This window comes from Niabella beijingensis (assembly GCF_020034665.1).
GTDB classification, from domain to species: Bacteria; Bacteroidota; Bacteroidia; order Chitinophagales; family Chitinophagaceae; genus Niabella; species Niabella beijingensis.
Window position 1 is genome coordinate 2,117,553 of sequence record NZ_JAIQDI010000002.1, and the last position, 22,094, is coordinate 2,139,646.

Consider the following 22,094-nt stretch of genomic DNA (forward strand, 5'->3'; position numbering starts at 1 on the left):
TACCGGACGCATGGATTTATGAGGTACAAGATTTACTGTGCGGCATCGCACAATATTTTGTCCGTTTACGGACAGGAAGCACATTATACGTATCACAATTAATTAATGATCAATTAAATACAAAACTGGCACAAGCATTGAGCCGGATACGGAAGGAAACCGGGGCAGCCGCTCCCGGTTATTGATGAATACCGGAATACTATGATAAAAAACTATCTTAAAACCGCCTGGAGAAGTTTATGGAAAAATAAATCCTTCTCGCTGCTGAACATCCTGGGATTGTCTGTAGGTATCGCTGCCACAGGGCTTCTTTTTTTATGGGTGCAAAAAGAACTTTCGATCGACCGGGAATACACATATGCAGACCGGCTTTACCAGGTATACAACAGGGATCTTAACCAGGGAGCACCCTACACTTTCTCTTCCACCCCCAATCCGATGGGGCCGGTATTGAAAACGGATTACCCGGAGATCGAAGACGTTACAAGAACCTCCGAGAACAGTTTTTTTATCGCCAACGGGGAACGACGGTTCAAAACAGATGGCATGTTTGTGGATGAGGGCTTTATTTCCATGTTCGGGTTCCCGGTAATTGCGGGCGATAAAAGCGGCAACTTAAAAACACCGGGGGACATCTTTATCACCGAATCCTTTGCCCGGAAATTATATGGCAGCGAAGACGCAATGGGCCGCATGCTTACGCTGAATGATACCAATGTTTTAAAAGTAGCCGCGGTATTAAAAGACCCATTACCAACGACACGGTTTCAGTTTGAATTTCTGCTGCCCTGGGCGGCCTACGATAAGTTATTCGGACCCTATACCAGCTGGACCGGCAATAATGTAAAAACCTATATCCTTTTAAAGAAGCAAGCCGACCCGGATGTGGTGGCTGATAAAATAAAACACATTACGGCTGCGCATACCGCGCAGGACAACAGCACCAGGAACCTGACCCAGTTCCTGCATCCGGCCCGGTTATGGCATTTGTACAGCAAGAGTGAGAACGGACAGCTGACCGATGGCGCTATCAGCAAGGTGCGTATTTTTATGGCAGTAGGTATTTTGATGGTCGTTATTGCCTGCATCAATTTTGTGAACTTAACCACTGCAAGAACGGAACGCAAGGCCCGGGAAGTAGGTGTACGTAAGGTTGCCGGTGCAAGAAGGTATGGATTGATCCTGCAATTTATCAGTGAGAGCCTCCTGCTTTCACTGCTTTCGGGCATTATTGCAATATTGCTGCTCCTGTTGCTGCTACCATCATTCAACCGCCTGTTTGATACCGCACTGGAGCTGGATGTGAGCTCCGGGGGTATCTGGATATTCTTCACTGCCATCATCCTGTTAAGCGGTGTTGGTGCGGGATTGTACCCGGCGTTCTATCTCTCTTCTTTTGCGCCTGCCAGGGTGCTGAAAGGCCGGTTGACCATTGCCAGGGGCAAGATCAGTCTTCGGAAAGTACTGGTGGTTACCCAGTTCTCCTTTGCCATCGCACTGATCATTTGCACGCTGATCATAAAAAAACAAATGAACTATGCGCAGCAGCGGGAAATGGGGTACAACAAGGATCAGTTGTTATTCTCGCCTGTGGAAGGTATGGCCATAAAGAATTACCAGATGATCCGGCAGGAGCTGTTGCAGAGCGGGGCCGTTGTTTCAGTCACCGGCTCTCAAAATCCTGTTACCGGTTTTTCACCCCGGTATTTTGGTTTTCACTGGGAAGGCAGTACGGAAAATGACGAAAGCACCAGTTTCCATCTCTTTAATGCGGATGGTTCTTTTACCCAAACATTTGGCACCCGGATCATTGCGGGACGCGACATCGACGTGCAACGGTTTCCAACCGACAGTACCGCCGTGCTTTTAAATGAGGAAGCAGTTAAGCTGCTGCACTTAAAGGATCCTGTCGGGAAAAAAATAGGAAGAACGGATGATCTGCATCTGCACATCGTAGGGGTGGTAAAAAACTATATCAGCGGATCTCCCTACAGCAGGATTGAGCCGGTGATGATCCTGGGACCCAATCCTGATTTCGGGATCAGTACCTTGCATTACAAACTGAACCCCGCGCGACCGGTTCCGTCCACCATCGCCCAGATCGGGTCCATATTCAAAAAATACAATCCGGGCTATCCTTTCGAATATACCTTTGCCGACCAGGACTATGCAAAGAAGTTTGCCAGTGAACAAAACCTCAGTTCGCTGATCGGCCTGTTCTCTGCCCTGAGCATTTTTATCGCCTGCCTTGGCCTGCTGGGCCTGGCTGCCTATATGGCCGAAACCCGGTACAAGGAAATCGGTATCCGCAAAGTACTGGGGGCTTCTGTATCCGGCATCCTGCTGCTGCTGGCGAGGGATTTTGTAAAACCTGTTTTTATTGCAGCACTTATTGCCTCGCCGGTAGCCTGGTGGATCATGACCCGGTGGCTGCAGGGATATGACTACCGCACCGCCATTGGCTGGACAGCTTTTGCTATAGCAGGCGGCCTGGTTTTCCTGATAGCGGTCGTTACCATTATTTCCCAAACCTTAAAAGCTGCGGTATCCAATCCTTCAAAAGCGCTACGGTCTGAATAAAAACAACCCTGCAGCCGGGACCACCGGCCTTAAACTGTGCGAATGCATCTGCGGAGGCGGGCTTTCCCGCCGGTTCCGGCAGATTGATTTGCTGCGGAGATCTGTGCAAAAAAAATAGCACCGATTTGCGGGGAAGTGACCCGTATCCGGAAGTTTAAAACCATTCCCTATTGTAAAGCATATACTACCGGCATCGGACTGCCGGATCACCGGCCCTGTATTTCATCCCCTTTCTGTTGCATTTCATCCCCCGGGCCGTTTTCGGTCACGCTTAATTGCTTTCCACCCCTGAAATATACGAACGGCGTTCTGCTATCATTATTATTGCAACAGGAACTCCCGAAAACTTATTACACTAATCTACAATCAATGAAAAAAAGTTTATTTCTCCTCTTTATTCTGACGGCCGTTACAGCCGGTTATGGGCAGTCAGCAACAACATTATACCCGGCTGCACATGCAGACACCATTGCACCTTTGAAGATTACCGACCCTGCCGTTGCTATCCGTGTAAATTCAGCATTCGCTGCTGAGAGCGCTTTGCAGAAACCGGCGATGCCTGTCCCCTCTTTTTACTACAACCAGCGCCAGCGATTTACCGGGGACACAATCAGTCTGAAAAAGCTGAAACGCCAGCTGGCCACTCAAAAAGCCCTGAAAGGTTTCGGGGTCTTTAATATTGTATGGGGTGGCGCCTGGTTTGGAGCAGCTACCACACTTACGCTTATGTCCTCTGAAAACAGGCTGCTGGGTATCATCCCGGCAGCTATAGGTGCCGGAGCCTGTGTTATGGGGATCCGGCGGGTAAAGATAACCCGGCGAAAGATCCGTGATCTGCGGGAGGAGATCAATATCCGGGCCGGCGCAAATACAGTAGCTTTTACCTATAGCTTTTGAGCGGGGTTAGCGAACGGGCGACACAGTACGCAACGGCTGCCCTCCCGTTATGCAACGTTTCAAACAGGCTGTTCCGGGTGCAATATTTCTGAAGAGGCGCCTACAAACTCCAGGAGCTGCACGGTATGTGAGCCGTTCAGTCCGCTTGCATCCCGCTCCAGCTGGAATGCCTTAAATGAAGGTACGTTCAATACCTCCTGCTGGATCTTTTCGTCCCTGTAAGCAGAAAGGTGCTGGAAACTGACCCCGTCTTCCATAACGGACACATGATACCAGAATGCCGATGTATCCATTTTCTGAAAATCGGCAAGAAAGCGCCGGATGTTCTCTTTGTTCTTTGTCACAAACCCCGGTTTTACGGTATAGGTAACCTTTACAGTGATCATATCTGTCTTTTTTAAATTTAACGTTATCCCCTGGGGGGTAATAATGGTCTATAACAAGCGGGGAAGCTTTTTCTGGACAAATAAGGTAATTTATTTTCTGCATGTTCCCCAGCGGGCAGCAACCGGTCACCTTCTTGCTTCAGTTTATTGCATCATTTGGAACCGCATTGGGATTATTTAAACCCGCCGCGTGAGGGATGCGGAGGGCGGCGACGCAGGAGCCGGTGCGCAGCACGGAAGCGAAGCGCACCCCGTAACAGCCCGGCCCCGCATGGAGCTTTTACCGGAAGGAGCGAACTGACGAACGAAAATATTCCTGTGAAACGGACAGCATTATAATGTAAGCCATGCGGGGACACGCCCTGCACCATTTCCTATTTCCAGGCCAGCGTGCAACTGCCGACAGCATAAAAATGTTTCTGCTTCACGTTCATCATAGCAGTATAGATCACCGTGAACCGGCCATCCTTCTCTTCTATGGCGCAAAGCGGGGTACGGGTATAATGATCGCCCGGTTCGGCCCATTTATTGCCGGCAGCCTGCACTTTTATCCGTTGCTCCCTGCTCCAATGCACACCATCACCGGAAATGCTGTACCCGATCTCCTGGTCGCCGAAGGAATCAAAGATCATGAGATAGCGTCCGTCCCGGAGTCTGGAAACGATCTCATTTTCCATAAACACTCCGGCAACACCGATGGGATTAAACCCTTCCGGCATACGTGCCCACGGACCGGCGAGCCGGGGAGCAAAAGCCATTCCGGTGGGCCAGCCGCTTTTGGGAAGATGATTGTGCCCGTCGTACATGGCATACCAGGTATGACCTGCCCTGTACGGGAAAAAAGAAGCCACCGCCTGTTGCCCCTCCCAGGATTGCGTGGCGCTGTCCGGCTGCAGCACGATCTCCATGTCCGCATAAGGACCGGCAATGCCCTTGCGCCCTTTGACCACCGACCTTGCACGCCAGATGCGGCCGGCATAATCATTACCGGCGATCTCCCCTTTGGTGCTGTCGCCAGCGCGGTAAGCAACATAAAAGAGATTCCAGGCTTCCTCTTCTTCGTTGTATACTACTGCATTCACCCATACTTCCGACCGTGGATTATCCGGCGTACGCCCGGGAATGCTTTGTACGATGGTTGATTGCCGTTTCCAGTGCACCGCATCCGGACTGGTCCAGTAGGCAATGCGCAGATCGCGGTGCGGGCGGTCGAACATTTCGTTTACGAACATATGGTATCCGTCATCCAGCTTTATCACCTGCCCCGTCTCAAAGCCGGAACGGTTGGCGCTGGCAAGAACATCTTTATGTTCCGGGCCTATTACCGGTCCTTTGTGTTCTGCCACACATATAAGCACGCGATCATCATTGCGTTGTGCTGCTGCCGGCAGCAGCGTCATTAACAACACCACACCCAGCAGCCATCCCCATCTTTCATTCTTCCTTTTGTTCATACTAATTTTTTATCACACTCATAGATATGATCAGGGCAGGTGAAACAGCTCCTGCAACGGCACCACCACGGGCGACAGGTCCGGGTGGGTTTCCATAAGATCGGCCATATGTGCCCACCAGCGCTGCATTACGGGGTTTGCAGGTAATGCCTCCATTGTTTTGCCTTCTTCCAGTTTTAATATGGCAAAAAGGTCGTTCGAGGTCTCATCTAAAAAAATGCTGTAGTCGCTGACGCCGGTCTGCTTCAGCAATTCTTTCAGCTCGGGAAACAGGTTGGCATGCCGCCGTTTGTATTCCTCCCGGCATCCTTCAAACAATTTCATTTTAAAAGCGATCCGTTGCATAGCATAAAAATTAATGCCCCGCGGCGGGGCGGTTTACCGGAGCTTTCAAATTTAAGGCATAATGGGCCGGGCGCCGTCCTGTGGTGTCCTGTAATTGATTTGTAGAAGTCGAAGGCATAAATTATAGATAGTCATGTTGCTCATTTGGCATGGTGTATCCTTTCTAATGCAAATCTTTTGTTTTGAATACAACCACTATTAACTGATCCGATAATACCCAAAACCGGTTCATCTCACCTACGAAATCGGCTTCAGATCAGTTATTTTTTTACATTCATTGTGATCCAACCGAACAAATAACCCGCCGCTGAACTACCTATTCCGATAATTTATCCAACGTCGTTTTTGATCATCCAATAAATATTCCACAATGCGTATCTTTTCCTTTTGACTAACACTGCAAGCGTTGGATAGCCGCTCCCCTATATATCTGAGCAAATCCGAAATATCATTAAAGTCCAACAAAAGAAATTCATTTTTATCCGAAATAAAATAATATCGGTACGAATGTGAGGTAGGCAGATTTGCCATGAGTAATCGTACATTCTTACAGGTATCAATAGTTGAGAATAAAAAGATGCTAATATTTTTAATAAAATTCTTAAAATGAATTGTGTCGCTGTTTGTGATCGCGCCCTTTTCAAAAAGAAGTTGTATCACACTATTCCGTTCTCCTTCACTTACTTTTTCCTGAGAAAAAACATTTGAGCACAAACAAACAAAGGCCGCAATCAGAAAAAATTTACTCATCGGAATGATCTCTCTTTTTAATACTACATGATTTAAACAAGCGCGGGGTTCACGCTTATCATCAAAATAAATCGTTAATCAAAATTTTAAGTTCTGAAACGTCATTAACATTGTGTGTAGTAATCCTGCGATTCCTCCAATCCCTCAACTCATTTTCCGGATCAGTTCGTCCAGGTTGTCTTCTTTTCCCAGCTGCAGTTTTTGTTTGATGCGGTAACGCGCCATGCGGATGCTTTTGGGATCAACGCCCAGGCGGGTGGCGATCTCCTTATTGGACAAGCCCATCAGGATATACGAACAGTATTTTTGATCCAGGCGGGTAAGGGTGTTACCGGCTTTCTCCTGCAACCGCGCAAAAAAATCAGGATGGATCTCTGCAAAATGGGTCTTTGCCTGCTCAAAGTCGGCATCCAGCCGGTTGTTCTCCTTGATCATGCGTTCCACCTGCTTTTTCAGGGAAGGGTCAGCCGCCTGCTCAGCGAGTTTGTCCTTCAGGTTTTGCAATAGTTCATTTTTCTCTTCCACCTGTAAGGTGCCGGCCAGCAGTTCCTTCTGCAGCCGGTCCTGGCGCTCCTGCAACAGCTCCTGCTCTGCTTTTAAACGGGCGGCTTCCTCGTCCCGCAGCTTTTGCTGCTGTATGGAGGCCCGTAACCGGAAATGATAGGAACGGAACAGGAAGATCAATGCCAGCAGGCTTGCGATTGCCAGGCCGATATATATATAATTCAACCTGCGGTTCCATGCAGCGCGTTCCTGCAGCACCTCAAGTTCCTTATCCTTTTTCTCCGACTCATACTGCACTTCCAGTTTCTGCGCAATGGACAGTTTGTCGGCATTGTATGCTTCATGCGCATAATTCATATACCGTTTATAATAATCCAGGGCCCTGGCCTTATCCCCTCTTTTTTCAGCCACAGACGCCAGCCCCTTCATCATCGCGGCCTTTACCTGTTTGCTGCTGCTGGGACTTCCTTCGATCTCTGCCAGGCCCATCACGAACATCTTTTCAGCAGCTGCATAATCCCCATCCGCCATTGCGTATTCGCTCAGGATCCCGTAACAATTGGCAATGATCTCCTCATGCTTTGCCCGGCGCGCAATATTCAGCGCAATATTGATGTATTTCTCCGCACTGTCCTTATAGGCCTTTGGATAAAATTCCCAGTAAACATTGGCAATATTCAATGCTGCTGCTCCTGCATTGGCGTGATTGATGATCCGTTCCGGATACGCATCTGCCAGTGCCAGCAGGCGGCGGTTATAGGAAAGCGAGGAATCCAGCAAGGGCTTTTGGGTCGTATCCTGCCGGAACTTTTCCATAAAGGAAGATCCCTGGGCAAGATAGGCATTACAGATAACATCCGGATTGCCGGATCTGTAAGCCGCAGAAAGACTGAGCTCTGTGTATTTTTCCAGTTTGCCGACATCTTTCAGATCTGAATAGATACTGGCGAGGTAATGATAGATAAGACTTTCATACTCGTACGAATGTTGCCCCTGGAGCAGTTCCAGCGCCTTCAGCAGGCTGCTCATTGCCTTATCCGTATTGTCTACGATATACTCCAGCCAGCCGTTCCGGAACCAAACATATCCCCTGATCTCATTATTGCGGGTCTTTTCCGCATAAAACAGCGCGCTGTCAAGGTACCGCTGTGCCCGCAGCAGACTGTCCTGCTGCACGCTTAAATACCCCAGGGTTGTAAGGACAAAAGCCTTGTACTGCCCGTCGCGGAACGCATTACTCAGCTCCAGCGCCTCCGTTCCGTAACGGATGGCGGCGGGCATATCTGTTTCATAAAGGCTCCGGGCCAGGTGGGCGAGGCAAAGCGTCCGGGCCTCGCGGCTGAGATCCGGCCGGTTCAACTCTTTTCTTAACGAATCTGCAACAAAGGACTGAGCATATCCTCCACTGGTGACTGCCCATAGAAAGAGGCAGGTGAACAATCCCGTCAGATTTCGTCTGCCGGCCTGTAGATCGGTTCTGTTTTTCTTCACGAAGAGCATATGGTTTGTTTAACAAAAATAACCGTGCAGGGCATACAATCCGTGGTTTTTGAAAGCATATTTCAAAGGTAGACTGCTTGTGATTGACTTATTCCTGTATTGTAGACACTTTATAGACGCTTTTTTCTTGGAAAATACCTGCCTGAAGCTGCATTTTTGCACCGGAATAGATCTCACTCCAAAAACACTATGGAACAATAAAATTCCTGCAATTGTTTACTCTTGCTCCATTGCAGGCTGGGCCGTTGCTTATCTGATGAAAAAAATGAAATATCAACAAGGGACCTTTTTTGACTTAAAACCCGCGTCATCTGCCGGGTCTTGTTATCCCGGCTCGTGGGCCCGTGATGATCTCAATAGCCGGTTTATAATGGGTGGTCACTCCTTACCGGCAGCGACCGGGATTGTTTCCGAGTCTATGGAGAAACAGATTTTCTTGGCTGCCGGAACATCCTGACAAACAAATTATGCATTTTTGCATTACGAAACAAACAATAAAACATACATAAAAAATACTATAGGTCGCAACCAGGGGGATGGCCGCACAAGCGGTATCCTCCTCTGCGGTCTGATAAAAACAGCTTTTAAATAAAACAGATCTATGAAAATAAAAGTGCTGCTATCCGCCCTGTGGATCCTGGTTCTTATTGCAGGCTGCAAAAAAGACAGTCCGGAAGAAAAGGCCGGCGATCGCCTCCAGGGCCGCTGGGACCTTGTAAAAAGAATTGAGGTAGACTATACCAACGACAAGGAAACCGACCGGGATACCACTACATATGACCCTGGTGAGCAGGTGTTTGAATTTAAGGGCGACAGCCTTTTCGTCTCTTCCGACGGTAAGCCTGCTGATGAACGGTACCTGTTTAGCCTCAGCAACAATGAACTGGTCATCCGGGAGGGGTCATCCGGATATTTCTTCGGGTTGCGCTGGCACAACAATGACCAGATGAGCCTTACCGACGATGAAACCCGGGTGAACAATTCCGGGGTTAAAAGAAGGTATGTCAGTGAGATGATCTTTAACCGGATGCAATAATGCATTTCAATGAAAAACAGATCACGGAGTGTACTGCTCCGGTTTTGTTTTAACAGCGATATTCCTGATAACAAAAGTAAACAGCAAGGCCTGCTTTGACTTTTCTGCAATATTTTGTAGATATATGGAAATGACAACAGAAGCTTATAAACAACAATTCTCCGAAGAGGATGCCGTTGGCTGGCTGGCAATTGACCAGCAGCTCGAAAAAATATATGGTGCTGCCAGGGCGCGTCATTATGGCCCGCTGTGCGGCCTTCACTATATAGCAGGCGGCACCGACCCTATCGACGGTGCCAGCATCTACGACAGCAGCGAACAGTCCTTTCACCATCATATCGTCAGTTATGGGATGAGCGAATTGTACTACAATGAAGAAAAGGCAGGAGGCGCGTTCAGTAAATGGGGATTTGAATTCACCCTCCGGCTGGCGCCTTTTGAAGGCGACAAAGGGCAGGATCCCATTTGGGCCATACAGGTGATGAACAACCTGGCGCGCTATGTTTTTTCCAGCGGAAACTGGTTCGAAGAAAATCATTTTATACCGGCCAACGGTCCGGTAAGACTGGATACAGAAACCGCCATAACAGGTTTTGTATTTGCAACAGATCCCCGCCTGGGAAAAATAAACACACCGCATGGTGAGGTCACCTTTCTGCAGCTGGTAGGTATCACGGATACGGAAGTTGAATTCTTAAAGAAAAGTCCCACGATCGGCGCTGTTTCAGAGCTGATTGACCAGCTGCGGCAGGAAAACCCGCTGCTGATAACCGATCTGGGGCGAAAATAGAATGGAATGAATCGTTTTATTCAAAACCATCCCGGCGAACGGGACCCGAGCCCACGGCCCGATCCGGACCGTGATTCCAAAGGGATCATCCTGCTTCTGGCTGTATTGCTGGTAGGTATTCCAACAGGTATCGGCATTGCTGTACTGAAACGGCTGAATGCCATCGGTAAAATAGCGCACTGGGAAATGTATCTGACCGGATGCTGCCTGTTTCTGTTTTGCACTGCACTGATGGTTGTAATTGCAAGACGGCTAAGCCTGAGAAGCGTCCGGGAACAAAAAAAATATTACCGGCTGGCAGGTGGCCTTTCCTGGCTGCCGCAGGAAAAAAGAGAAGCCCTGCAATTGGATGGTCCGTATTGCTATAACGCCGGCCAGTGGGTGGAAACGCTGGAATACTGGCCCTGTGATATACGCCTTCCCCGTAAAACAACGTTCACTACCTTCCGGGTGACCACCACTGAAGACCGGTTGGTTGCAAATGATCAGGCCTGGGGAGTACTTTCAGAAGAATCCTATGAAGAGCGCATTCACTCCCTTTTTACCGGCATGCACAGCCAGCTGTTTGCTTCCGACAAACTGGTAATGGCAGCATCCGATAAGAAGACGATGGTGTGCCGGCTGAGAGACCTCACCCAATTGCCGGAAGCTTATGTTACATCCTGCTGGGAACCACAAGGCAACAAACCTCCGTTGCTGCTCTGGGCATTTGACCTTCAGCGGGTCATCGAGCTTTCAAGAACCTCGTTTATGGCGGGGCTGATCTCAGAACAGCAGGCCTGGGATCAAATACAAAAAGCTTCACATTATGCGCATGCGCTCTTCGACAGTCCGGATGATTTTTTTAATAATTACCGCCTCGGGCACGCTTACTGGAGCAACGATTTCGGGAAAACCAGCGAAGTGGCGCAAATGCAAAAAGCGTACAACAATACCTGCCATTGGCCGATAAAAGAAATAGCCTGGGTTAAACAGGATCCGGGTACGCTGCCTGAAGTCATCCGGAACAGTTGCCGGGAATTTGTTACAGCAGCATTAAAAAGGAATACCCGGAATACGATTGGATTCCAGGCAGGCGCTGCACATGAAGATCTCTATAACCCGCTCCCCGGCTCCTGATCAGCAGACGCCGCAATGCTTTATCACCGGGGCCCTCTGTTTTGAAGCCCTTCCTTTGGTGTTTCATAAAGAAAAAATCCGGTATTGGGGACCGGAATACTGCAATAAGATTGGCATCAACACCGGTCACCGGCTGCCCATCCGGCAGCATTACTTCCGGCCCGCCAGTTTATACACCTCGGACCCCGCAAGTAAAAAACATCCTAAACCATAATCTTCAAAATCGGGAGTACTCGTATAAGTAACGGGTTGCCCGTCTTTTGGTTCCTTACCCGTACCCTGTACATATCCCAGAGATCCGTTGGGGCGTACAGCATCTTTCGTCATCCCATTCCAGGCTTTTAATACCGCGGGCAGATAGGTTTTCCGGTCGAGAATGCCCTTTCTTATCCCCCAGGCAAATCCATAGGTAAACAGGGAGCTGCCGGTAATTTCCCTGCCTCCATAATGACCGGCATCATGCAGACTGGCGGTCCACATACCAGTGGGTTGCTGAATCGGCAACAGCGCTGCTGCCATATCTTTAAAATCCTGCAGGTATTCGGCATAATGCGCATCCGACGCCGGTAGCAGGTCCAGCACGCGCACCAGTGCGGCAAATACCCATCCGTTACCCCTGCTCCAATAACAGTTCTTTCCATTGGGCGCTTTATAGGGAGGAACAAAATCTTTATCCCGCCACCACAGGTGTTCCTCTTTATTGTACAACCCGCTGCCACCGTGGTCATTTTTTGTAAAAGCATACAGCGCATACATTTTATCAAAATACTTTTTATCGTTGTATAACACACCCAGTTTAACGAATACCGGCATTGCCATCTGGATCGCATCAATCCAGCTCCAGGCGTCATTTCTATCACCTGCTGCCACTTCATCCATACAGGTCTTTATATCTTTTATACGTTGCGTTTTTTTATCAACCAGATACAGGTCGATATAGGTTTGTCCGCAACATTGGTTATCCGCATTCCTGGTAGCAGTGCCACCCCACAAACCCCATTGGTGTTTTTCGCCCCAGGCTACTGCATAATCATAATAGCTTTTTTCCGGACTCGCAGCATATAAGGCCATCAGGCCTTCATAATAAACGGCGCGCGTCCAAAGATTACTGGGCCGCTCTTTATTTGTGATCACGGACTTCCCGGGATCCGGCCATTTATTCATAAAATACTGGTTTGTTTGTCGCAACACGGTTAACACTTCCTTCTTTGAAGGCATCGGCTGCGAAGAAACAGTTTCTCCAGCCATTAAAAGTGTCAGAAATACAATTATTTTTTTTGATAACATGGCGGCAAGATTTTTTCAATCAGGAAATGATCCAAAAGTAACCGCTCTCATTGTAAGAAGCATCCTGTAGTGTCCTGTAATGCACTTTTGCAGGACTGTGCAGGATGGCTCCGCTGCTGTGTTCAGTAAATTTGGAGATGAAACAGCTACTACAAATGATCCGGTTCCCGTCTATATCCCTCGTCACATTTACCCTTACTATAGCATCCGTACAGTGCTCGGGACAGGTCATCAACCGCAAAGCGCTGGTGGAGCGCCATACCATCCGGCTGAACCGGGCAGATACATTAGCGGCGCTCTCAGTAGGTAACGGCAGTTTTGCTTTTACAACAGATATAACGGGGTTGCAATCCTTTCCTGATGCTTATGCAAAAGGAGTTCCGCTGGGAACGCAAAGCGAATGGGGCTGGCACAGTTTTCCAAATACGGCGCATTATCCGTTTAGCGACGCCTTAAAAACCTATTACCTCAACGGAAGGGCTATTTCCTATGCGGTTCAATGGGGCGGCGGTCCGGAGGCCAACCGGAAAGCTGCCGACTATTACCGTCAGAACCTGCACCGCCTGCAGCTTGCCAATATTGGCTTTGAGATACAATTGAAAAACGGTGCTCCTGCAACAATAACAGACATCCGGGAGGTGCATCAGGAACTGGATATGTGGACCGGTGCCATTCATTCCCGCTTCACCGTTGAGGGCACTCCGGTTACGGTATCCACCTACTGTCATCAGCAGCTGGACGCTATTGCCGTGCAGGTACAGTCACCGTTACTAAAGCAAGGCCGCCTGCAGCTTCGTATCCGGCTGCCCTACCCTACCGGCAACTGGGCTGATATGGGAAACAACTGGAACAATAACGCTGCGCATTCCTCTTTCATAAAAAGGCACTCGAAGAACCATGCATACATTACGCACATTATCGACACGACCAGTTACACCATCGCTGCTATGTGGACAGGGCAAGCGGTCCTGTCGAAGAAGACGGACCACTATTATCTATTAACACCCGGCAAAGCGGATCAATTCCGTTTTACCGGCAGTTTCAGTTCAGCGGGAAAACCGGCGCCTACCCCTTCCTATATGGAAACCCTCCAAAATAGCCGGGATCAGTGGCAGGCATTCTGGAACAGCGGTGGCGCTATCGATTTTTCCGGCAGCACCGACAGCCGGGCATTTGAGCTGGAACGGCGTATCGTTCTTTCCCAATACCTTACCAGGATCCAGTGCGCCGGAAATAATCCACCGCAGGAAACCGGGCTCACCTACAACAGCTGGTATGGCAAGCCTCATATGGAAATGCACTGGTGGCATGGCGTACATTTTGCATTGTGGGGCCGCACCGGCCTTTTGGAAAAAAGTCTTTCCTGGTATGCAAGAGCCGCAGCTGGTGCCCGTCAGATCGCAAAAAGACAGGGCTACAAAGGTATTCGCTGGCAAAAAATGACGGATAATGAGGGCAGAGAAAGTCCTTCCTCTGTAGGCGCTTTCCTGATATGGCAACAACCGCATTTTATTTATTTTGCGGAGTTGTGCTACCGGGCACATCCCGACGACGCCACATTAAATAAATACAAAGAACTGGTTTTTGCAACCGCCGCCTTCATGGCGTCCTTTCCGTTTTATGATAATCAACAAGCCCGTTTTATACTTGGTAAAGGAGTCATTGCTGCACAAGAACGGTTCAAAGCCGAGGATACATTCAACCCCACCTATGAACTGGCTTACTGGCGCTGGGGGTTGCAGACCGCACAACGGTGGCGCGAACGGCTAAAGCTTCCCCGCGAAAAAAAATGGGATGAAGTGCTCAGCCGGTTATCTGCGTTTCCTGTACAAAACGGCAAATACCTGTTTACAGAAAGTGCTGCCGATTCCTACTCCAATCCGGAATACAAAACAGATCACCCCTCTGTACTGGGCGCGCTGGGTATGCTTCCCAAAACACCGGGTCTGGACGAAACCATTATGACCAACACGTTTAACTGGATCTGGAATAACTGGAGCTGGAAAGATACCTGGGGGTGGGACTTTCCCATGACCGCAATGACCGCTACACGGCTGGGAATGCCGGATAAAGCCGTTGACGCTCTGTTGATGAACATACCAACCAATACCTACCTGCCCAATGGCCACAATTATCAGGATGGGCGGCTCACGATCTACCTGCCCGGAAACGGAGGATTGCTTGCCGCCATTGCCCTGATGTGTGCTGGTTATGACCAAAGCAATGTTACCCTTCCCGGTATTCCGCATAATGGAAAATGGAACGTAAAATGGGAGGGGTTAAAAAAAATGCCCTGATTTTTTTTAACCCTTTTTACATGCTGTATTGTCAGGCCCGCCGCACCTATCAGCATCAGGACCCGGCTGTCCTACTTTTCATCTTCAATACCTTTAGTATCCCGGGTTCTGATAGACCGCCATCTGTTCCGCCGTCATCGGTTTCCCGTTGATCTGCTGTGCAATCATCTGTAAATAAGGAATGGGCCGCCGTTTGTGATAAATGGCAAACGACGGGCTGATATCCGGGTTATAAAGTTTTGTTCGCTCAAAGAGCGTTTCCGTGCGCACGAGGTCTTCCCACCTGTAAAACTCGCCGCAAAGCTCCCGGGTTCTTTCATTAAGCATAAAGTGAATAAAGCGGTCGGCTGTTGAGCCCGCAGACGCCGGGTATCCTTCACCGGGCGTGTTAGTTGCAAACAGCTCTGTCGTGGCCAGGTTCGCAGTTTCTGTATTGTCCAGCGTATGGGGCCCGCCCATGTATTGCCATATCTGGGGACTTCTGGTTTCATTTGCCTTATAAGCCGCTCTTCTGCGCAGCACATTTACATAATTCAGCGCGGTAGCGTAGTCGCCTTTACGGCCATAGGCTTCTGCAATGATCAGGTAGGTTTCTGCCAGACGTGCATAGGTTCCGTTCCTGATGCCCCTTGGCTCATTGTTGGTATTTGTAAGACGGATGGGGTCCGAGAATTTGATCATCGAAAGGTATTTGTTGCCATTAAAATCTGTAGTAATGGTGCCTCCGGGGGTCGTTTGCTTATTCCACGCAAATACGGCATAGTACCGCATCGCCGCGATCTGTGAAGTAAGCAGCGGGCGGTCCGGCGGATTCACAATAAACAATGCAGCCGTATCACCCAGCATCACCCGCGGCAGACCGATCAGATCCGGGGCCGGCGCATTAGCTGCCGTAAAGCGGGGGAATGTCTCGTCTGGTTTTACCGGTACATTCCTGTAAAAGACGGTCTGAAATGTTTTAAAAAAACGTGAGTCGTTTATTTTATCAAATATTTCAATCGTATAGTCGCTCGGGCGCAACCTTCTGTAAGGTCTTCCATTAAAAAAATCCCTTACCATTCCCGGCATACCCGCATCATATTGCGTGGGATAGTACAGGTGTGTCGTATTATTAAGCCCCGCAAGATTGAGGTTCGCACTGAACTGGGCCGCAAAGATAATTTCATTACTGGCATTGTTGGCATCAATCTTTGCCTTACTGCCCGCTGGCGCCGTTCCGTTCTGCCCCAGGGGAGCGATCGTTCCATCGGGATAGGCAGCATTGAAAAGATTCCCGAAATCTGTTTCCAGCACATGCCCGCTGTTGACAATAACATCGTTGGCATAATATATTGCGCTATCCATATCCGTCGGCTTTTGCCCCCTTTGTTCCGTCACCGCACTGCCGCGAGTAAGGTATACTTTTGCCAGGTAATGATAGGCCATCGCTCTTGTTGCACGGCCATTGTCGGCCCCCGTATAGCGCCAGGGCAGCAATGCACCGGCATCTTTCAGATCTGAAATAATCTGGTTATATACGGCCGCCTCCGTTGCTCTCGGAAATTCATACTGCGGTGCTGCCGGAACAGTTAACACCAGCGGAACGCCGCCCAATTGCTGAAGCAGCTGAAAATAATAGAACGCCCTTAGCGCCTTGAGCTCTGCCACACGGCTATCTTTTTTAACCGCCGTACCAAGCAAGGCCGAGCCGGGGTTATCATACGCTGTTATCAGCTCGATACCCTGGTTACAACGGCGGATGCCCGCGTAGTTATTGATCCACATGTCATTCACAAAAATATCATTGGCATTGAGATTCGCATCATAATCATTGTAGCGCACGTTGTTGAACTGGTCACCCTCACGGAATTCATCGGTACCAAAGTTGGACATAGCATACGATTGCTCTCCCGTAAACTTCCATTGCAACGGAGCATACGCCGACTTCACAAGATCCTCAAGTCCTACATCCGTTTTATAATAATCTTCTGTAAGTGTTGTCACCAGCTCTTCTTTTATAAATTTTTTACAGGAAGCAACCGCTATGATAAGGATTCCCGCAACAAGCCATTTTATATTCTGTTTTATATTTTTCATATACATTCGTTTTAAATCTGATAAAATCTTATAAGTCCACCCTCACTCCCAGCACGTAACTTCTGTAACTATAGGAATTGGGGCCCACCTGGCTGGTGGTATTACCGGCGAATTCGCGATACGGCACCGTTTCAGGATCGTATCCTTTATCCCCGTTATGGATCAATATCGGGTTTACGGCGCTCACATAGATGGCAAAACTCCGGGTATGCATTCGGGATACGAGACCTTGTGGCAACCGGTACGTGAGTGTAATATTCCGGACCTTTATGAACGTGGCATCCCTGTAAGTAAGGGCCTCCCAGTACAGGGGGATGTCACTGGTTTGTGTGGGCTGCTGATAATCGTTAACAGGATTCGAGGGTGTCCAGTAATTTACTTTATTGGATTGATACCGTCCCACCAGGCCCGGTCGCGGCACACGATACAGACCGCCTACCCGGAAATAGGCCAGAAAATTCAATTCAAAATTCCTGTAGGTAAATGTATTATTAACGCTTGCAATGAAATCCGGATTGTGTGAGCCCAATACCACTTTATCCGCTTCACTGTACGAGGAGTCTCCGTTTGCATCGTAAATTTTAATTTTACCGGGCTGGTAGGCGGTATTCGCACGCCCGTTCTTGGGCCAGTAAACCGATGCCAAAACCCCGCCGGCAGCGGTATCGCTGTACTGGAAAACACCCTCTTTCTGATAACTGCGGTATACCTGCAGCGGCTCGCCTAATAACCAGAGATTGGCAAAATTGCTGTTGCCGGTACCATCGATATCCACTATCTTCTCCTTATTCTTTGAGAACATAAAATCGGAATTCCATTGAAAATGTTCTTTTACGATGTTACGGGTGCTCAGCGAGATCTCAATTCCCCTGTTGTTTACTTTACCAAGGTTAAAGAATACGGTTGTCACTCCGTTTGCTGCAGGTATCGAACGTTCCTGTAACTGGTCGGTGGTGTTCGCATTATAAAGATCAACCGCACCGCTTATCCGGTTATTGAACAGGCCGAACTCGATCCCCAGGTTGGTAGTGGTCGTCTTTTCCCAGGTTAAATCAGGCGTAGGGAAGGTTGTTGGAGCGGAGCCGACGGCAGCAGTCCCGTTTCCCCAGTTATAGTTTGTAAAGCCCAGGGGGCCACCGGTCTGATACGGATTAATAGAAGCATTGCCTACTTTACCGATACCGGCACGCAGTCGGGCTGCACTGAATGTTTTCTGGTTTGCGAAAAAACCTTCCCGGTCCAGCTGCCAGGCGACAGATGCCGACGGAAACCAGGCGCCTTTATTTCCTTCGGACAATACTGAGGAATTATCATAACGGTTGCTGAGCGTAAGCAGGTATTTGTTGCGGAATCCGTATTCCACCCTCGCCATGTACGACAGGTATTGGGAAGCCGAATACGTTCCCGAACCGGTAACAATGGCGTCTGTATTCCGCTGGAGCGAATACCATTTCTGCGATTCAAATATCAGGTTATTGGCGCTCATTGCAAGCGACGAAGAACGGTTCAGGCTTTGCAGTTCATGTAAAAGAGTGAAGTTTAATGTGTGGTCTGATTTTATACTTGTATTATAAGTGACGATATTATCGAAAACCCAGGAGGAAGCCCTGTTATCAGTTTGTGTTGCATTTGCAGCACTGCCCAGCCGCACCGAAGATTGTGCACCGTTAAACTGCCCCCGTACCGAACTCCGTATATCTGCGCCAAACATAGCGCGGTATTTCAGCCCCTTCAGCAGCGTTACCTCGCCATAGATATTACCAAATACCCTGTTGGCCTTGGTTTCATCAAAGACGGTATTCCGGTCATTAATCGCATTTATGATTTGCTGGTCTTTGTTTGGGAACATCACCCAGTTCCCGGCAGAATCGTAGGGAGTTACAAGCGGGATCATCCCCGATGCATTTCCAAAAGAGCTGGTGCTGGTATTGGTAATACTGTGTATGTAGTTGATGCTGGTACCAAAATTCAGGAATTTTGCGGGCCGGAACTCAACAGAGTTCCCGATAGCATAGCGTGTATAATCCTGTCCCCATTCGATCCCTTTTTGCTTAAAGTAACCGGCGTTTAATGATGCCCTGATTTTGTCACTTCCGCCCGATACGGAAATACTATGATTATCGGTACTCCCGTTCCGGAGTCCCACCTTATCCTGCCAGTCGTAACTCCTCACTTTTGAAGGGTCGTACAGATCGATGCTGTCAAGCTGCGAAGTGATGCCCAGTCCCTGGAGCAACGACCGTTCCTCCGGTGTTGTGGCTCTTTTCCGGGCAATAAAAATACCATTATCCGGATCGTATACGTTCCAGGTATACGCGTCTTTTATAGCGTTCCATTGTTCCTGACTTCCAAAACGGGTCCAGAAAAGCGCAATATCATTCGTTGCAGTAGGATAATAATATAATGGATTGGTAGCCGACGCGGTGCCTCTGTTGGCTGTATACTGACGGTCTGCAAAAAAGGCCTGGCGCCAGGCATCGGCCAGTTCAGCACCATTAAAAACCGGGAGGGGGCGCATGATCTTTTCCACCGATTTACTTCCCATATAGGTAACATTTACTTTTCCGGCCTTTCCTTTTTTTGTGGTGATCTGAACAACTCCGTTGGCCCCGCGTACACCATAAATGGCCGTAGAAGAGGCATCTTTTAAGATATCCACCGATTCGATATCTGCGGGGTTCATATCGTCGATGGTATAGCTTACCGGAAAACCATCCACTACATATAAGGGTTCATTGCTGGCACTTAGTGAACGATTGCCCCTGATCCGGATGGTATTGCCGCTACCGGGTTTAAAGCTGTTGGGCGTGGCAACCACACCGGTAACCCGCCCTTGCAGGGCCTGTGTCAGATTGGTTACCGGTACACTCCGGAGATTGTCGCCCGAAACCGAAGCAATGGCCCCCGTTACATCGCTTTTTTTACGAGTGCCGTATCCCACCACTACCACCTGGTCCATTTCAGAGGCCGACTGCTGCAGGACCACATTAAGCCGCTCCTCCGTAACCGTCACCTGTTGTGTTTCAAAACCTACACTCGAAATGATGAGCACCGAACGCAGCGGTACTGTCAAGCGGAAAATACCAGCTGCATCTGTGGCAACAGTAGTGGTGGTACCGGCCTGTACCGCTACGGTGGCTCCGGCTACCGGCTTCCCGGAAGCGTCGGTTACTGCACCAGTCAGCGTTATTACCTTTACGTCCTGCGCGGATAATGTTTCGGAGCAATAAAAAAGCAGGGTCGTCATCATTATGACCAGCACCCGCAATAGAAGGGTTTTCTTTCTCATATAAACTTGTTTGATTTAATATTAAGTATGAAGAATATTATACCAGTGAAACCAGTTGCCGCTTCCGCAGCGGCATGCCCCTCTCATCCTGCCTCCGGAAGGCAGTAACAGCCAAACACTCCACATATTGCCGGGGTGCCCGCTGCGGTTCACAAAGAACAGCACACGGATAAGCGCATCATATATGTTCAGGGTTACTTAGCGAATCATTTGTACAGCACTATCATTTATCTCAAACGGATGTTGTTGTAACAGCCGGTACATTTCGGCTCCGGCCAGCAATACAGGACCATATCCATGTGCAGCAAAATTGCTTACAGGACGGTAATAATAAAATGCCGGATCAAAGCCCATACCGGTCCCCACACAGGTGCCCGCCACCTGCCCCCTGGCTGTAACCTTTGTGCTGACAGCATTCCAAGCCAGCAGTGCAACGGGTCCATAGGCTTTTGCATCCAGCCATCCCCTGTTGATCGCTTTTGCAATGCAATAAGCATATATCGCGGTAGCCGATGTCTCCAGGTAAGCATCATTCCTGTCGATAAGCTGATGCCAGAGCCCGGTTTTATCCTGGTAGCTGGTCAGGCCTGCCACGTGTTTTTTAAGCCGATCTAACAACAGTTCCCTTCCCGGATAGTTATCGGGAAGCGCATCGAGTAATTCGACCTTGGTCATCAATGCCCACCCGTTTGCACGTGCCCAGTAAAACGATGGATGCGGATCCATGTCCTGTACCCAGCCATGCATGTATAACTGGTTCTGTTCATTAAACATCCTTTTTGAAAACTGACGGTATTGTCGGAGTGCTTCTTCAAAATACTTATTGTCATGGGTCAATGTTCCCATTTGTGCTAATGCCGGCAGGCTCATATAAAGGTCATCAAGCCACAACGTATTGGGCTGAGGCCGGTTCCGGGCCAATGTACCGTCGGTAAGCCGGAATTCTTTAGTGAGTATATAATCGATATAGCGCTCAATCATAGGCCGAACGGCTGCCGGTTTTGCCCCTGCACGCAGGGCTTTGATCATAGCAAATGCAATAGCGCCTGCATCATCCAGCGCATGCGGATCAAGAACCGATCGCACCGGTGTAATACTCCCGGGTAGTTCTTTTAACCGGGAACGGTAATGTGCCGCCACATCGCCAATAAACTGAATCCGGTCAATAGCATACGTCTTATACGCTCTGTCTCCCGTGGCAGCGGCGGCTTCCAGCATTCCGCAATAGGTAACACCCCATTCGTAACTGATCAGACGAAAATCACCTGGTTTAAAAATCGTACCCGGACCGGCATCCGAAAGAGCTGTAACCGGAGATAAGGTTTCTTCATCCACCAGCAACATCGGCGTTACACTGTCAAGATAGTGATAGATCCTGTCCAGTACGGCTTTGATCATAACAGGAGTGGTCACCCCGTAGGGGATGGTATAATCCGGTTTCATCAGGTGCAATGGTGTTGTTGCATCATTGCCCGGGGTCGTCACATACTGCGCCTTCATATCCACTGTTAAAAGCAACAGCACACCACACCAGCCTGTACACCGAAAACCATAACGGAGAAGATTTTTTTTCATCATGCAAGCTTCAGGTTTAATAACGAACAGCGGCGGTTTAAAAGCAATCCTGTATTCAGGAAGAACACAAAACGAAAATAGAGCCCATTTTACTATGATCCGTCCTGTAGCATCCTGTAAAAAACTGTTTATTTACGCAATCGATTGCATAAATAACAACATCAGTATTTCCGGGCGCAAAACACAAACCAATCACAACACATCACCGG

15 protein-coding genes are annotated in these 22,094 nt (G+C 49.0%); 7 read left to right on the forward strand and 8 right to left on the reverse strand.

Annotated elements, in window-relative coordinates:
* The first annotated feature begins 201 nt into the window (after positions 1-201).
* Entirely contained in the window at positions 202-2,580 is a 2,379-nt protein-coding gene (locus tag K7B07_RS24945) for an ABC transporter permease (RefSeq protein ID WP_223713265.1), read from the forward strand.
* 369 nt (positions 2,581-2,949) lie between these two features.
* The gene (locus tag K7B07_RS24950; RefSeq protein ID WP_223713266.1) at positions 2,950-3,477 is read left to right on the forward strand and encodes a hypothetical protein; all 528 of its coding nucleotides are present in this window, start codon (positions 2,950-2,952) and stop codon (positions 3,475-3,477) included.
* Between the two features lie 59 nt (positions 3,478-3,536).
* Here the strand turns inward: K7B07_RS24950 and K7B07_RS24955 are convergent, their stop codons facing one another.
* The 4 genes from K7B07_RS24955 to K7B07_RS27835 form a co-directional block, all read right to left on the reverse strand.
* The gene (locus tag K7B07_RS24955) at positions 3,537-3,863 is read right to left on the reverse strand and encodes a hypothetical protein (RefSeq protein WP_223713267.1); all 327 of its coding nucleotides are present in this window, start codon (positions 3,861-3,863) and stop codon (positions 3,537-3,539) included.
* A gap of 374 nt (positions 3,864-4,237) precedes the next feature.
* On the reverse strand, positions 4,238-5,317 hold the full coding sequence (locus K7B07_RS24960) for a glycoside hydrolase family protein (RefSeq protein ID WP_223713268.1): 1,080 nt from the start codon (positions 5,315-5,317) through the stop codon (positions 4,238-4,240).
* A 30-nt stretch (positions 5,318-5,347) separates the two neighbouring features.
* Positions 5,348-5,662 (reverse strand): L-rhamnose mutarotase, encoded by a 315-nt coding sequence (gene rhaM / locus K7B07_RS24965; RefSeq protein ID WP_223713269.1) that lies wholly within the window; start codon positions 5,660-5,662, stop codon positions 5,348-5,350.
* 894 nt (positions 5,663-6,556) lie between these two features.
* Positions 6,557-8,407, reverse strand: a complete 1,851-nt coding sequence (locus tag K7B07_RS27835; RefSeq protein WP_223713270.1) for a helix-turn-helix transcriptional regulator — start codon at positions 8,405-8,407, stop codon at positions 6,557-6,559.
* Between the two features lie 58 nt (positions 8,408-8,465).
* Here K7B07_RS27835 and K7B07_RS24975 point away from each other — a divergent pair, with 58 nt between their 5' ends.
* The 4 genes from K7B07_RS24975 to K7B07_RS24990 all read left to right on the forward strand — a co-directional run bounded on the left by K7B07_RS24975 (position 8,466) and on the right by K7B07_RS24990 (position 11,361).
* Positions 8,466-8,873, forward strand: a complete 408-nt coding sequence (locus K7B07_RS24975; RefSeq protein WP_223713271.1) for a hypothetical protein — start codon at positions 8,466-8,468, stop codon at positions 8,871-8,873.
* Positions 8,874-9,017: 144 nt separating this feature from the next.
* Entirely contained in the window at positions 9,018-9,452 is a 435-nt protein-coding gene (locus tag K7B07_RS24980) for a hypothetical protein (RefSeq protein WP_223713272.1), read from the forward strand.
* A 124-nt stretch (positions 9,453-9,576) separates the two neighbouring features.
* Positions 9,577-10,242: a suppressor of fused domain protein gene (locus tag K7B07_RS24985; protein ID WP_223713273.1), complete on the forward strand. Its 666-nt coding sequence runs from the start codon at positions 9,577-9,579 to the stop codon at positions 10,240-10,242.
* Positions 10,243-10,248: 6 nt separating this feature from the next.
* Positions 10,249-11,361: a DUF1266 domain-containing protein gene (locus K7B07_RS24990; RefSeq protein WP_223713274.1), complete on the forward strand. Its 1,113-nt coding sequence runs from the start codon at positions 10,249-10,251 to the stop codon at positions 11,359-11,361.
* A gap of 150 nt (positions 11,362-11,511) precedes the next feature.
* Here the strand turns inward: K7B07_RS24990 and K7B07_RS24995 are convergent, their stop codons facing one another.
* Positions 11,512-12,648, reverse strand: coding sequence for a glycoside hydrolase family 88/105 protein (locus tag K7B07_RS24995; protein WP_223713275.1), 1,137 nt, complete (start codon positions 12,646-12,648; stop codon positions 11,512-11,514).
* 137 nt (positions 12,649-12,785) lie between these two features.
* On the opposite strand from K7B07_RS24995, the gene K7B07_RS25000 reads away from it, so the two are divergent.
* Complete coding sequence (locus K7B07_RS25000; protein ID WP_223713276.1) at positions 12,786-14,945, forward strand: hypothetical protein; 2,160 nt, start codon at positions 12,786-12,788, stop codon at positions 14,943-14,945.
* A gap of 93 nt (positions 14,946-15,038) precedes the next feature.
* Here the strand turns inward: K7B07_RS25000 and K7B07_RS25005 are convergent, their stop codons facing one another.
* From K7B07_RS25005 to K7B07_RS25015, 3 genes are all read right to left on the reverse strand, one after another.
* Positions 15,039-17,021, reverse strand: coding sequence for a RagB/SusD family nutrient uptake outer membrane protein (locus K7B07_RS25005; RefSeq protein ID WP_223713277.1), 1,983 nt, complete (start codon positions 17,019-17,021; stop codon positions 15,039-15,041).
* A 28-nt stretch (positions 17,022-17,049) separates the two neighbouring features.
* Complete coding sequence (locus tag K7B07_RS25010; protein ID WP_223713278.1) at positions 17,050-20,310, reverse strand: SusC/RagA family TonB-linked outer membrane protein; 3,261 nt, start codon at positions 20,308-20,310, stop codon at positions 17,050-17,052.
* A gap of 198 nt (positions 20,311-20,508) precedes the next feature.
* Positions 20,509-21,888: a glycoside hydrolase family 88/105 protein gene (locus K7B07_RS25015; protein ID WP_223713279.1), complete on the reverse strand. Its 1,380-nt coding sequence runs from the start codon at positions 21,886-21,888 to the stop codon at positions 20,509-20,511.
* Positions 21,889-22,094: the final 206 nt, after the last annotated feature.